Annotated in this window: 13 protein-coding genes and 1 tRNA gene; 6 read left to right on the top strand and 8 right to left on the bottom strand. The window is 68.5% G+C overall.

The window, feature by feature from the left end; all coding sequences use genetic code 11:
* Positions 1-145: 145 nt before the first annotated feature.
* Complete coding sequence (locus tag AC6CH0_RS12815) at positions 146-784, top strand: PadR family transcriptional regulator (protein WP_498101461.1); 639 nt, start codon at positions 146-148, stop codon at positions 782-784.
* Here AC6CH0_RS12815 and AC6CH0_RS12810 read toward each other — a convergent pair.
* Positions 763-2,562 (bottom strand): bifunctional 3'-5' exonuclease/DNA polymerase, encoded by a 1,800-nt coding sequence (locus tag AC6CH0_RS12810; protein WP_498101459.1) that lies wholly within the window; start codon positions 2,560-2,562, stop codon positions 763-765. The two genes, AC6CH0_RS12815 and AC6CH0_RS12810, sit on opposite strands and share 22 nt — an antisense overlap.
* A 128-nt stretch (positions 2,563-2,690) precedes the next feature.
* Between AC6CH0_RS12810 and AC6CH0_RS12805 the strand changes: the two genes are divergently transcribed.
* From AC6CH0_RS12805 to AC6CH0_RS12795, 3 genes are all read left to right on the top strand, one after another.
* A complete protein-coding gene (locus tag AC6CH0_RS12805) occupies positions 2,691-3,452 on the top strand; it encodes a putative endonuclease domain-containing protein (RefSeq protein WP_498101457.1) in 762 nt (253 codons plus the stop codon).
* Positions 3,453-3,586: 134 nt separating this feature from the next.
* Positions 3,587-4,057 (top strand): NfeD family protein, encoded by a 471-nt coding sequence (locus AC6CH0_RS12800; protein ID WP_498101455.1) that lies wholly within the window; start codon positions 3,587-3,589, stop codon positions 4,055-4,057.
* Positions 4,058-4,131: 74 nt separating this feature from the next.
* Positions 4,132-5,586 carry a flotillin family protein gene (locus tag AC6CH0_RS12795; protein WP_498101453.1) on the top strand — a complete coding sequence of 485 codons (1,455 nt, stop codon included), beginning with the start codon at positions 4,132-4,134 and terminating at the stop codon, positions 5,584-5,586.
* A gap of 118 nt (positions 5,587-5,704) precedes the next feature.
* On the opposite strand, the gene AC6CH0_RS12790 is transcribed toward AC6CH0_RS12795, so the two are convergent.
* The 4 genes from AC6CH0_RS12790 to AC6CH0_RS12775 all read right to left on the bottom strand — a co-directional run bounded on the left by AC6CH0_RS12790 (position 5,705) and on the right by AC6CH0_RS12775 (position 8,603).
* Entirely contained in the window at positions 5,705-6,100 is a 396-nt protein-coding gene (locus tag AC6CH0_RS12790) for a VOC family protein (protein ID WP_498101451.1), read from the bottom strand.
* 79 nt (positions 6,101-6,179) lie between these two features.
* The gene (locus AC6CH0_RS12785) at positions 6,180-6,557 is read right to left on the bottom strand and encodes a hypothetical protein (protein WP_498101449.1); all 378 of its coding nucleotides are present in this window, start codon (positions 6,555-6,557) and stop codon (positions 6,180-6,182) included.
* Between the two features lie 156 nt (positions 6,558-6,713).
* Complete coding sequence (locus AC6CH0_RS12780; RefSeq protein ID WP_498101447.1) at positions 6,714-7,394, bottom strand: hypothetical protein; 681 nt, start codon at positions 7,392-7,394, stop codon at positions 6,714-6,716.
* A 276-nt stretch (positions 7,395-7,670) separates the two neighbouring features.
* Entirely contained in the window at positions 7,671-8,603 is a 933-nt protein-coding gene (locus tag AC6CH0_RS12775) for an AraC-like ligand-binding domain-containing protein (protein WP_498101445.1), read from the bottom strand.
* Between the two features lie 160 nt (positions 8,604-8,763).
* Between AC6CH0_RS12775 and AC6CH0_RS12770 the strand changes: the two genes are divergently transcribed.
* Positions 8,764-9,795 carry a carbon-nitrogen hydrolase family protein gene (locus AC6CH0_RS12770; protein ID WP_498101443.1) on the top strand — a complete coding sequence of 344 codons (1,032 nt, stop codon included), beginning with the start codon at positions 8,764-8,766 and terminating at the stop codon, positions 9,793-9,795.
* Between the two features lie 20 nt (positions 9,796-9,815).
* Here AC6CH0_RS12770 and AC6CH0_RS12765 read toward each other — a convergent pair.
* The 3 genes from AC6CH0_RS12765 to AC6CH0_RS12755 all read right to left on the bottom strand — a co-directional run bounded on the left by AC6CH0_RS12765 (position 9,816) and on the right by AC6CH0_RS12755 (position 12,236).
* Positions 9,816-9,892, bottom strand: a tRNA-Ile gene (locus AC6CH0_RS12765).
* 10 nt (positions 9,893-9,902) lie between these two features.
* A complete protein-coding gene (locus tag AC6CH0_RS12760) occupies positions 9,903-11,159 on the bottom strand; it encodes a glycosyltransferase (protein ID WP_498101441.1) in 1,257 nt (418 codons plus the stop codon).
* Positions 11,160-11,318: 159 nt separating this feature from the next.
* Positions 11,319-12,236 (bottom strand): DMT family transporter, encoded by a 918-nt coding sequence (locus tag AC6CH0_RS12755; RefSeq protein ID WP_498101439.1) that lies wholly within the window; start codon positions 12,234-12,236, stop codon positions 11,319-11,321.
* 40 nt (positions 12,237-12,276) lie between these two features.
* Between AC6CH0_RS12755 and def the strand changes: the two genes are divergently transcribed.
* Complete coding sequence (gene def, locus AC6CH0_RS12750; protein ID WP_498101437.1) at positions 12,277-12,843, top strand: peptide deformylase; 567 nt, start codon at positions 12,277-12,279, stop codon at positions 12,841-12,843.
* The last annotated feature ends 12 nt before the right edge of the window (positions 12,844-12,855 follow it).

Below are 12,855 nucleotides of genomic sequence, written 5' to 3'. Positions count from 1 at the left end.
CTTCCCCAACGACCTCTGACGGACGGATGACCGGTATTCGATTGTCGACGAGCGAGCCGTCACGCCGATTATGCCCCGCATCAGGCTCATTGACAAGACTCGAAACCATATACTCGGTGAGACGTTCACTTCGATCGGAGATCGCATGGCTGTGCGCGACGCACTGCTCGCCCTACTCACGGCGGGCCCGGGATACGGCTTCCAGCTCCACGGCGATCTCGCCGTGCGCACCGGCGGTCGGCGAAACGTGAACGTCGGCCAGAGTTACGCGACCCTCGAGCGGCTCGGCAAGCAGGGCTTCGTCGAGTCGGCGGGCGCCACCGACGATGGACTCCCCCTCTACCGTGCGACTCCGGCAGGCGCCACTGCCACTCGAGCATGGTTCGGCGGTGCGGATGCCTCGGGCAGCGATCCGTGGGACGAAACGGTCGACCGGGTCCTGCTCGCGGCATCGTTGCCGGGCATCGACGCCGGCCCCGTCGTCGCCGCGGAACGCTCCCGCTGGCACGAGCGCCTCGACGCGGCATCCGCTCGCTCGTTGCCCGGCGACGGCGCGTCGGGGGTTCCGGCCGAAATCGATCCGGCGGCGCCACTCGCCGCGCTCGCCGCTGCCGCGAACGCCGCACGGGCGCGAGCAGCACTCGAGTGGCTCGACGAGGTCGAGGCGTTGCTCGACGCTCGAGACCTCGCGTTCCCCCCGCGCATGGAACGGCCGCGCCGAGGACGCCGCCCGTCGACCACCTCGACGTCAGACGACGAACGTCAGGAACCTGCCCCCGCGTAACTGTCGACGACCGCGAGATCGAGAGGAAACTCGACCGGGAAGTCGCCGAACAGCAGCCGGCCCGCCTCGCTCGCCGCAGCGGTCACGGCGGTGGCGACCTCGTCGGCCCGCTCGAGCGGCGTATGCACGATGATCTCGTCGTGGAGGTAGTACACGAGGTGGGGTGCATGCGCGAACGCTGCTCCGGAACGATGGGCGAGCTGCTCGGGAGCGGGTGCAGCAGCGGCGATCGCGGCGAGCTTGGGGCGCAGCACGGCCATCCAGCACAGCGCCCACTCGGCGGCGCTCCCCTGCACCACGAAGTTCCGGGTGAATCGACCCCAATCGCGTGCCCGCGAACGCGCTCGCCGTTCGTCGGCGGGTGTCGCCTCGGGTTGACTGGCCTGCGACTGCACCGAACGCCACTCCTCACCGGGTGGCGGCGAAGAACGACCGAGCAGCGTGGTGACGCTGGCGCCCCGCTCGCCATCGGCGGCGGCCCGGTCGACGAGCGCCATCGCCCTCGGATACGCGTGGGCGAGTCGCGGTACGAGGCGGCCGCTCTCACCGGTCGTGGCACCGTACATGGCGCCGAGGATCGCGACTTTCGCCTGGTCACGGGTCTCGACCACGCCGGCGCCCACGATGCCGCTGTAGAAGTCGCGGCCGCGGCCGGCTTCGGCCATCGCCTCGTCATGAGCCAGACCGGCGAGCACGCGCGGCTCGAGCTGGGCGGCGTCGGCGACGACGAGCGCCCAGCCCGGGTCGGCGACGACGGCGCTGCGCACGTTCTTCGGCAACTGCAGCGCGCCGCCGCCCGAGGTCGCCCATCGTCCGGTCGCCGTGCCCCCGGGAACGTAGTCGGGGCGGAAGCGCCCGTCGACGACCCACTCGTCGAGCCACGACCACGCGTTCGCCGAGTACAGCCGAGCGAGCTTCTTGTACGCGACGAGCGGTTCGATCGCCGGATGCTCGTGCTCGCGCAACTGCCACCTGCTCGTGGACTCGACCTGGATGCCCGCCCGACGCAGTGCCCTCAGCAGGTCGACCTGCGAGTCGAGGTTCACGGCAGGGGCGCCGAGCAGGTCGCGCACCTCGGCGGCGAGTTGCTCCATGTGCACGGGCTTGCGGCCCGGGCCCGGCTTCGGACCGAGCTCGCCCTCGAGCACGCGCTCGTGCACTCCGCGATGCCAGGGCAGACCGGCGGCGTGCAACTCGACGCCGATGAGCGCTCCGGCGGACTCCGCCGCGAGCAGCAGGCGGAGTGCTCCCGGGCGTTCAGACGATGCAACCAGTGCGAGCTGCCTGGCATGCTCGGCGAGCACGGCCTCGACCGGGACGCCGAGCAGGTCGGAGGGGTCGGCCGCACGACCCGGCGCCGCGACATCCGACCCGATGCCGACCTCGCCGAACGCGTCGAGCTCGAAGAGCGAGGTATGAGCCGCGGACGCCGCGGGCAGCGGGCCACTCGCCTGCCCCGCCTCGACCGGCCCGAGCGGCAACCACTCGGGCCGTTGATGAGCACCGCCGGCGCGGAGCGATGCCGTGGTCGTCGAGTGGTCGAGGATCGCCGCGGAGAGGAGCAGGTCGTGGCCGCGTTCGACTCGAACGCCGTCGGCCAGCAGCCTCGGGTACCAACGCCGAGAATCGGTCCAGACCCATCGCGGACGACGGGCCTCGAGCCGGCGGACGACGCCCGGAAATTCTGCGAAGGTGGCGGTCTCGATCGGCTCGGGCGAGGCCGACGGATCGACGAAGCCGACCAGGCCCGCCCCGGCGGCACCGACCACGATCCGCATGGCTCCATTCTCGCTGGTGGCGCCGACATCCGCCGTCGATCCGCACGTCACCGCGACGGATTGCTTCTCCGACGCATGTCGGTGGTGACCCGGAAGATCATCGACATGGAAGAGATCGACGGGCCCTCATGGTCGCCGTGAGCTTTCGCTGCGGCCACGGCATCGATGCAGGCGCACCGGGCTCGGTGGCGCTCTCGCGGTCGTGCCCGCTCTGCATGCTGCTGCACGAGACGCAGCGCTCCCGCAGCGAGTTGCTCGCCCGTGTGGCGCCACCGCAGCGTGATGCACTCGCCGTCGAGACGCGCGTCGGCGCGGTCTACGACTGGAGGTGCCGCCGCGGGCACGATCGCTATTCGGCGGCGATCGCCGAGGTGCTCACCGGTCCGAGCTGCGCCAAGTGCCGAACGAATGCCGTTGCACCGGCAGCGCTTCGCGAGGCCGGCCTCGCCTTCATGAAGCCAGGGCTCAAGGTCGGCACCTCCCGAATCGAGCAGCGGCTGCGCCTGATGCTGGGCGAGCGCATCCGGCTCCACCATCGCGTCAACGCCGTGCGCATCGCCCGCATGTTCTACGGCAAGCAGGAGGTCTGGCCAGACATCCTCGTGCCGCAACTGCGCATCGCCGTGGAGTACGACGATCCCGGCCGATCCCGTCGGGCGCATCTCGGGCTGAAAGAAGCCTCTGATCTCGAGAAAGATGCCGCGCTTCGAGAGGTCGGGTGGGAGGTCATCCGCATCCGGGCCGGCGGACTCGGTGCGCTCGGTCCGCACAACGTGGTCTGCCCGCGTCTCACCGCCGGGGTGGTCGACGAGGTCGTCGCGCTCATGCGACGCATCCGCGGCGACGCGGCGGTCGACGCCCTCGCGATCCAGCGACAGCACTCGGCATGACCGCTCGATTCCACCGGCGGCATACGCCGACCTCGGCGTGCGACGACGCTGCTGCGCCCGCGTGCCACGGCCGATAGGGTGAGTGCACCGAGCAAGCCCTTGCCCGGGCTTTCGCGCGTGCAGAGAGGCAGTCGATGCTCCTTCCGTTCCTCATCGTCGGAGGCATCGGCCTCGTGCTCCTGCTCATCTCACTGGTGCTCGGCGACATCTTCGATCACTTCGAGATCGGCGACGGCGCTCTCTCGGGCACCGCACTCTCCGTCGGACTCGTGGTGTTCGGGGCATCCGGCGCCCTCGTCGCCAGCATGGGACTCGACCTCGTCTGGGTCTACGTGCTCTCGGTCGTGCTCGCAGGAATCGCCTACGGGCTGTGCGTGCTCGCGATCCGCAACCTGAGCCGAAGCTCCGACGGAGTGCCGACCTCGGCGGTGGGCCTCACGGGCGTCGCAACCTCGGATGTCTCGGCAGCCGGCGGCGAGGTGAGTCTCGACGGTCCCGGCGAACTCGAACGCCGTCTCGCGTACTCCGACGTCGCAATCGCCGCTGGCACCCGCGTCCGCGTCACCGAGCAGGCCGGCAGCCGGGTGAAGATCGTGGCCGACTGACGCTCGTCGTACTCCCCTCGCTCGTTCCCGCCGCATGCGGCGGGAACCCTCGTCCCGCCCCCGAAAGGAACCCGATGCTGTCCCCCGTACTGGTCCAGATCATCTCCGTGGTCGCGATCGTCATCGCACTGCTCGCACTGCTCACGTTCATCGCACGACGCATCCGACGGGTGCCTCCGAACGAAGCCCTCGTGATCGTCGGCCGCGGCGCAGGTCGAACGTCGCCCGAGCAGGCGTCGGGCCAGCGCGTCGTGATCGGCGGCCGCACCTTCATCTGGCCGATCCTGCAACAGGGCTTCGCGATCTCGCTCGAGCAGCGACAGATCGGCATCACTGTCGAAGGCGTCGACAAGAACCGCATCAAGATCGCGATCAAGGCCTCGATCAACTTCAAGGTCAACGGCACCGAAGACGGTGTGCGCCGCGCAGCGCAGCGCTTCCTCTCGCAGCAGCAACTGCTGACCGAGATCATCAAGGAGTCGCTCGAGGGCTCGCTTCGCTCCATCGTGGGCGACATGACGATCGAGCAGATCATCTCCGACCGCAAGAGCCTCTCCGACCGTGTCGTCTCCGAGACGAAGACCGACCTCGTCGAGCAGGGCTTGCAGGTCGACCTGCTGAACATCTCCGACATCTCGACGCCCGGGAGCGAGTACCTCGCGAACCTCGGACGCGCAGAGGCGGCCCGGGCTCGCCAGGTCGCCGAAGTGAGCGAGGCCGAGGCGGCCCGCGTGAGCGAGTTCGCACGCATCGAAGCAGCCGAGCAGGTCGCCGAACGACAGAAGGCGCTGAGCCTGAAGCAGGCCACGATCAAGGCGGAGACCGACCGTGCGAACGCCGAGGCCGAAGCATCCGGCCAGCTCGCCAAGGCGGAGCAGGACAAGCTCGTCGCCGTGCAGGAACGCGACGCGCTCTCGGAGCAGGCGCTCGTGACGCAGGAGCGACTCGACATCGAGATTCGCAAGCCGGCCGAGGCCGAGGCCTACGCCGAAGTGCAGCGCGCAACCGCGCAGCGCGATGCGGCGAACGCAGCGACCGAGGCCGACGCGTACAAGCGCACCAAGATCGCCGAGGCGAACAAGGTCGCGGCCGTGCAAGACGCCGAGGCGTCCGCGACCGCGGTGCGCTTCTCGGGTGAGGCCGAGCGCGACCGCCAGGTGGCGCTCGCCGCTGGTATCCGGGCCGACGGTGAGGCTCGCGCCGCAGCCGTGCAGGCCGAGGGTCTCGCCTCGGCAGCAGCGACCGACGCGAAGGCCATCGCGCTGAAGAAGTACGGCGAGGCGGCACTCGCGCAAGAGATCATCTCGCGCCTGCCCGAGATCGTTCGCGCGGCCGCCGAGCCGATCTCCAACATCAAGACGCTCACGGTCGTCTCGACCGACGGCGCGAGCGCCATCACGAAGACCGTCGGACAGGTGCTCGGCGAGGGCACCGAGGTCGTGAAGTCGCTCACCGGCCTCGACGTCAGCTCGATCCTCGCGGGTCTCGCCGGTGCTCAGTTCTCGAAGGCCGACGCCCCGGCGGAGTGATGCGCGCCTGAGGCGTGGGCGGTACGCAGGTCGATCGTCGGCCGCGTGCCGCCCGTGCCGTCTCAGGCGACGTCGAAGCCCGCTGCGTCGAAGACCTCGACGTCGAGCGTCGGTGCCGTCAGTCCTCGTACCCGACGAGCCAGGTCAGACCGAAGCGATCGGTCAGCTGGCCGTCGTGAGCGCCCCACGGGCGCTCCTGAAGAGCATCGATCACGACGCCGCCCTCGGCCAGCGCGCTGAACCACTCCTCGAGCGTCGCCGGATCGGCGGTACCGAGCAGCGAGAACAGCATGCCCTCCGCGGCGAACGATGCGTCGCCGCCCGCTGCGTCGGCGCCGAACAGCTCGACCGGCCCGTGCAGGATGCCGTGGGCGATCGCATCGGGAGCACCATCGGAGCGGCCGAACTCAGCGAACGTGTGCAGGGTGAGCTCACCGCCGAACACGCCGTGGTAGTAGGTGAGCGCTTCACGAGCGGTGCCTGCGAAGCTGAGATACGGAACGAGACCGGTCATTCACCGAGCCTACGACGATCGAGATCGTGATCGCGCAAGCCCGGTGCGGTCTCGGCGAGACACTCGGTCCGCGGCCAATTCAGCACCCCTGGCCGAGATCCGCGATCAGAACGCGCCGGAGGACGTCGCGACCGTCTCGCACCGCCCTGGGAAGCCAAGAGGCGAAGATCACGCCGAACGCGAGCGGTACGAGCGCGACGACGACGATCCACGCAGTCTGGTACGCGACACCCAACGCGATGAGGCCTGCTGCCGCTGCGAACCAGATCGTGATGAGCACGAGGTCCAGTCCACTCGCGGCGACCGTGCCTCGCACGAGGACGCCGTCGGGTACTTCCTCCAGATGCGCACGCAGCACACTGTGCCCCGTGGCGAAGTGCCCGTTGATCCAACGGCGGGCGACCAACGCCTCGCCGCGGACGTGGAGCCGGACTTCACGGTTCCCATCTCGTGGCATGGACTCCACGCAACGCCGGATGCCGGCGATCGTGTTCCGCGGCACGACGAATTCAACGGGCAGGCGAGGCATGCGGGCGAGCCTAGCGCAGCGCAGCGCAGCGCAGCGCAGATACGAGATGAGCTCGTCGACTGAACGGCGGCCGACGCGGGCGCGTCAGAATTTCACCGGGAACGTCAGCATCACGATCAGTCCGAGCGCTGCGAACACGCCCGCGGCGACGAGCAGCACCCGCCGTACCCAGGGCTGCATGTCGCGCTGCGACATCGCGGTGAGGAACAAGACGAGCGCGAACAGCACGGTCAGCAACGAGTAGTCGTCTCCGCGCTGGTTGTTGGCCAGCGCCTGCTCGAATCGTTCGTCAGCGCGCTCGTTGAACTCGGCCGCCTCGATCGTCCCTGGTGGAACGTACTCGGAGCGCACGAAGGGTCCTCGATCCGTTCGCCCATCAGCGGTCCACGCCTCGAAGGCGATCGCGAACTCCGGCGAGAAGCGCTCCTCGATGTAGCCCGCGAGCTGCGTATCGCCTCCGTCGGTGGCGAGCACCCACTGCGCCCAGATCGTGAGGTCGTTCGTTCGGGCATCCCGGGCCTGGCTCGCCCAGTCGGTCGCCGTCACCCGCGCACTCGACGCCTGGCTGAAAGCGATCGACATCTCGCCGCCCCACTTCGACGACTGGAACCCGCACCAGGCGGTGAGCACGGCGATCGAGGCGAGCAGGAAGACGGCGAATGCGTCGAGCGCCCGCCGTTGTCGGGTGGGTCCACTCGGGGCGCGAGTCGACGCGTCATCCGTCGTGCGGGTCTCCGAGTTCGGCTCGCCGACCGCCTTGCTCATTCCGAGCTCCCAGCGCACCGGTGTCGTCCTGGCCACTCGCTTTCGATCTCGTCTCCGATCGCGATCGGTCGGCGCGTCTGCAGCACCACGCCCGTCGCGAACTTGTCGGCGACGAGCACACCCCGACAATCGACCTCGAGTGAATTCAGCCACTCCCCCATACAGGCAGCGTATCGCCAGGCCACGTCACGACGTGGAGATACCGAAGCGTGTGGCAGTCGGTGCACCTCACAGGGCCGAGTCGCCTGGTCGATCGACCTCCGAGCGAGCCGCCCATCACGCGGTCGCGACGAGCCGTCGACCGGCCCGCACGTCGGATGGAAGCCGACCGTAGGTCCGCTTGAACGCCCGCGTGAACGTGCCGACGTCGTCGAATCCGGACGCCGCGGCCGCGAGCCCGACGGAGGCACCCTCTTCCAGGAGCCGCAGTCCGTGCGCGAGACGGAGCCTTCGCAGGAGATCAGCCGGCGACTCCCCCACCTCGGCGAGAATCAGCTGAAGTTGACGCAGCGACATCCGATGCCGAGAGGCGATCGCCGCGGGCGTGACCGACGGATCCATGTGGTTGGCCTCGATGAAGTGCATCACGGCGGCCCGGAGGGCATCCCGACCGAGGAGACCCGACGAGTCCGTGCCGAGCCCGGCGCGCACCGTCGTGCGAAGCAGCTCGACGACCGTGGATGCGAGTCGCTCACCCGACGCCTCCACGCTCGTACGCCCGATATCCGAGAAGACACCGCAGAGCAGTGAGGTGAGCACGGCCATCGAGCCCGTGCCGGGATCGACGCGCCGCGCCGTGATCTCTGGAATGGTGCGGTCGGGAAGGGCGAGCGCCGACCGAGGCAACTGCAGCACGATCTCCGACATCGCTGACGGGAACTCGAGCAGGTACGGCGTGCTCGCGTCGTAGAACGCAGCGCTGCCGCTCGCGATCGTCGCCCGCCGGCCGGCCTGATGCACGACGCCGCGTCCGCGACCCTGAATGGACAGCAGCACGTCGTCGCGCGGGTTGCTGCGGATCATCGTGCGATCGCGGAAGACGTCCGAGGCTGTCGAGCGCACCCGCGTCACGTGAATCACGTCGGTGAGTCGCACCTCGCTGAGACTCGCTGCGAAACGATCGTCGCCGCTGCTCACACGCAGCGGCACGAAGCTGCGGCTGCACACCGCAGCCCAGTCATCGACACCCACGACGCTCACGGCCGACATGCAGGGGATCTTACGCCGAGGACACTGAGGCAGGAATCGGCACGGCACGAATCGTGCGCGAATCGCCGGTTCCGGTGCGCGTCCCGCCGCGCCTGCGACACCGGCTCGCTCGTACGGTTGCCTCACCATTCCGCAATCCGAACATCCCGAGGAGCGAACCATGCCCGAGTACGAGGAACGATTCATCGCCGCCGCCGTCCAAGCCGAGCCCGCGTGGCTCGATCTCGATTCCGGCATCGACAAGACGATTGAGTTGGCGACCGACGCCGCCGAGGCCGGCGCTTCGATCATCGCCTTCCCGGAGACCTGGCTGCCGGGCTACCCGTGGCAGCTCTGGCTCGACAGCGTGGCGTGGCAATCGCAGTTCGTGGTGCGTTACGCGAAGAACTCCCTCGAGGTGGGGAGCGAGCGATTCGAGCGAATCCGCGGTGCGGCGCGCGACCTCGGCATCGCGATCTCGCTCGGTTTCAGCGAACGGTCGGGCGGCTCGCTCTACATGGCACAGGCGCTCATCGACACCGACGGCGAGGTTCGGAGCGTGCGGCGGAAGCTGAAGCCGACCCACGTCGAGCGGACGCTGTTCGGCGAGGGTGACGGAAGCGACCTCACGGTCGTCGACTCGTCACTCGGTCGGATCGGGGGCCTCTGCTGCTGGGAGCACCTGCAGCCGCTCACGAAGTACGCGATGTACAGCCAGCACGAGCAGTTGCATGTCGCGGCCTGGCCGAGCTTCTCGATCTTCCCGGGAGCGGTCTACGCACTCGGACCCGAAGTGAACACAGCCGCCTCCCAGCAGTATGCGGTCGAGGGCCAGGTGTTCGTGCTCGCACCGACGGGGATCGTGGGCGAAGCCGGGCAGGCGCTCTTCGCCGACACCCCCGAGAAGCGCCAGCTCTTGGCATTGGGCGGCGGGCATGCCCGGATCTTCGGACCCGACGGCCGGTCGCTGGTCGCGCCGATCCCGCCTGACGAAGAGGGAATCCTGTACGCCGAGATCGACTATTCGGCCATCCTCGCGGCCAAGAACGCTGCTGACCCGGTCGGCCACTACTCGCGTCCCGACGCGCTGAGCCTCCGCTTCAACGCAGCGCCGAACCGCGTGGTGATCGGCGGGTCGGCCGGTGAGCGGCGAACGCCCGCCGAGCCGGTCGCGGTCGACTCCGAGGCAGAGATCGGTGCGCTCGTCGAGTGAGCGGCAGGGCGTACGGGAGGTGGTAGGGCGGACGGGACTTGAACCCGTGACCGATGGATTATGAGTCCACTGCTCTGACCAGCTGAGCTACCGCCCCGCGCACCGGTTCACTCGGGAGTTGCGGCCGGCGCGGTATCGGTGACCGGATCGGTCACCGGCCTCCCACGATACAGGCTCTCGAATGTCGAGATCGTGCGCTGGATGTCGTGCGCGGCGATGAGCCTGAGCGATTCGTTCTTGAGTGCTCGATACTCGTCGGGTGAGGCCTCGAGCACGATGCGGAGCTTCGCCGCGAGGTCTTCCGCGCTGCTCGGCTCGAACAGGTACCCGTTCTCGCCATCGTGCACGAGGTGCGGCAGCGCCATCGCATTGGCGGCCACGACCGGCAGTGCAGAGGCCATGGCCTCCATCGTCACGATGCTCTGCAGCTCGGCGATCGAGGGCATCGCGAGCACCGAGGCCCGGTGATACGCCTCTCGCAGCTCATCATCGGTGACGTAGCCCGTGAAGGTGACGCGGTCGGCGATGCCGAGCTCGACAGCCAGATGCTCGAGATTCTTCTTCTGATCGCCGCCGCCGACGATCTCGATCTTCGCGTCGAGATCGTCGGGCAGGAGCTTGAGCGCGCGCAGCAGCACGTCGATCTGCTTCTCGCCGGTGACCCGTCCGACGAAGAGAATGCGGTTCTCGGTGCGCGGCTCCCAGCTGGGCGAGTACTTGTGAGCGTCGATGCCGCACGAGATCGCGTGCACACCCGAGAGTCCGGTGTGCTTCTCGAGGAACTGGGCCGCCCTGCGCGTCGGGGTGGTCACGGCCTCCGCGCGACCGAAGGTGCGGCCGGCTGCCTTCCACGCGAGACCAACGGCCCATTCCTGCCATGCCGGGGGCAACAGTGTGAACTCGAGCATGTTCTCGGGCATGAAGTGGTTGGTTCCGACGATGCGGATGCCGCGCTTCTGCGCTTCGACGGAGAGCCCGCGGCCGGTGATGATGTGCGACTGGAAGTGCACGACGTCGGGCTTGACCTGGTCGATGATGCGCGCACTGTTCTGCTTGATGCGCCACGGCAGCGCGAACCGCAGCCAGTCGTGCGGATACCAGCGCCAGCTCCGCAGTCGGTGTGCGGTGATCTCCTGACCCTCGTGCACCTCGTTCCAGGTGCCGTGCTTGCGGTTCGCCGCAGGGGCCATCACGTGCACGTCGTGGCCGCGCTCGGCGAGACCGGCTGCGAGGCGCTCCGCGAAACGCGCAGCGCCGTTCACGTCGGGGGCGAAGGTATCGGCGCCGATCAGAACCGTGAGCGGCCGTTCGGACTCCGCACCGGGGGTGCCGGCGTAGGGACTCGCACCGGGGGTGTCAGACACGTGGGGTTGTTCCTCACCATTTCATCGGATCGAGGGCGATGGCCCTCGTCGGGGCGCCGCGACAGGCGGATCGGCGCGCGGACTGCATCCGAGGATAGTCTACGCAACGCGCTCCGGGGCGCCCTGCACGGGCATGTCGGTGCGCGCGATCCGCTCAACTCAAAGGCGCGTCTGCGGGTGATTGCGAGCGAGCTGGAAGACGCCCCATACCGCGACCACCCCAGCCAGGATGAAGACGCCGATCGCCCAGATCGGAGCCTGCGACGCCTCGCCGAGCACGAGAATGCCGATGGCGACCGCGACCATCGGGTCGACGACGGTCAGCCCGGCGATCACGAGGTCGGGTGGCCCTGACGCGTAGGCGTTCTGCACGAAGTAGGCGCCGAGCGCGGTGGCACCGAGCAGGCCGATCACGCAGAGCCAGGTGAGCCAATCGAACTCGCCCTGCTGCAGGCGGCCGAGCACCACCTTCGCGAGCGTCGCGACGAAACCGTAGAGCACGCCCGCCATGATCACGTAGAAGATGGCGCGGATGCGCTCGCGGAAGACACCGAATGCGACCGCCGCCAGTGCGAGCACCACGGCGAGGATGATCAGGATCGTCACGAGCTGTCGGTCGGTGACGGGCTTGTCGACGGCGGTGAATGCGGCGACGCCCACGAAGAGGAAGACACCGCCGACGCACATCACGATGGCCGTGATCGACTTGCTGTTGAGCTGCACGTGGTTGATGCGCGAATTCAGAATCGACGTGATGACGAGCGCGATGGCACCGAGCGGCTGTACGACGATGATCGGCGCGAAGTAGAGGCTTCCGAGCTGGAACACGATGGCCAGGGCGAGCATGACCGTTCCGATCACCCACGACGGTCGCGCCAGCAGCAGCGCCAACTGCTTGCCGTTCAGCCCCTTGCCCAGGCTGTCGACGGTATGGGCCTCGACCTTGACCACACCCCGGTGCTGGAATTGCGCGCCCAAGGAGAGGAACACCGCGCCGATCAGGGCGAGCGGGATCCCGATGAACTGGGTGGGGTCGAGGGCGATCTGTTCAGAGAGCTCGCTCAGGTCCGGTTCCACGCATCGACCCTACCCGTTCGGTGCCCGATATCCTTGGCGAATGGCCGTCCTCCCCATCCGAATCACCGGCGACCCGGTACTCCACTCCCCTGCAATGCCCGTCGAATCGTTCGACGACGACCTCCGCACTCTGGTGCACGACATGTTCGAGACGATGGATGCCGCACCCGGTGTGGGGCTTGCCGGTCCGCAGGTCGGCGTTGGGCTGCGTCTCTTCACCTACGGCTGGGTCGACGAGGCCGATCGACGCTGGCGCGGAGTCGCGATCAATCCCGAGCTCTGGATCTCGCCGCCTCCCGCCGGCGAGCCCGATCTCGACGAAGAATCCGAGGGCTGCCTCTCGTTTCCCGGCGAGCGTTTCGGGCTGCGCCGCGCCGATCGGGCCATCCTGCGAGCGACAGACCTCGACGGCCAGCGCTTCGAGATCGAGGCAGAAGGATGGCTCGCCCGCATCTTCCAGCATGAGTACGACCATCTCGAGGGCACGCTCTACACCGATCGGCTCGGAGAGCGCGACCAGCGCATCGTTGCGAAGATTACGAAGAAGCTCGGCTGGGGCAAGCCCGGCGAGCAGTGGACACCGGGCGTCGACGACCTCGAGGCCTGAGTCGGGTCAGCG

It is taken from the genome of Agromyces sp. GQ35 (assembly GCF_059758475.1).
Note: the sequence above shows the minus strand (reverse complement) of the source record. Positions and strands in the feature narration are given on the sequence as shown.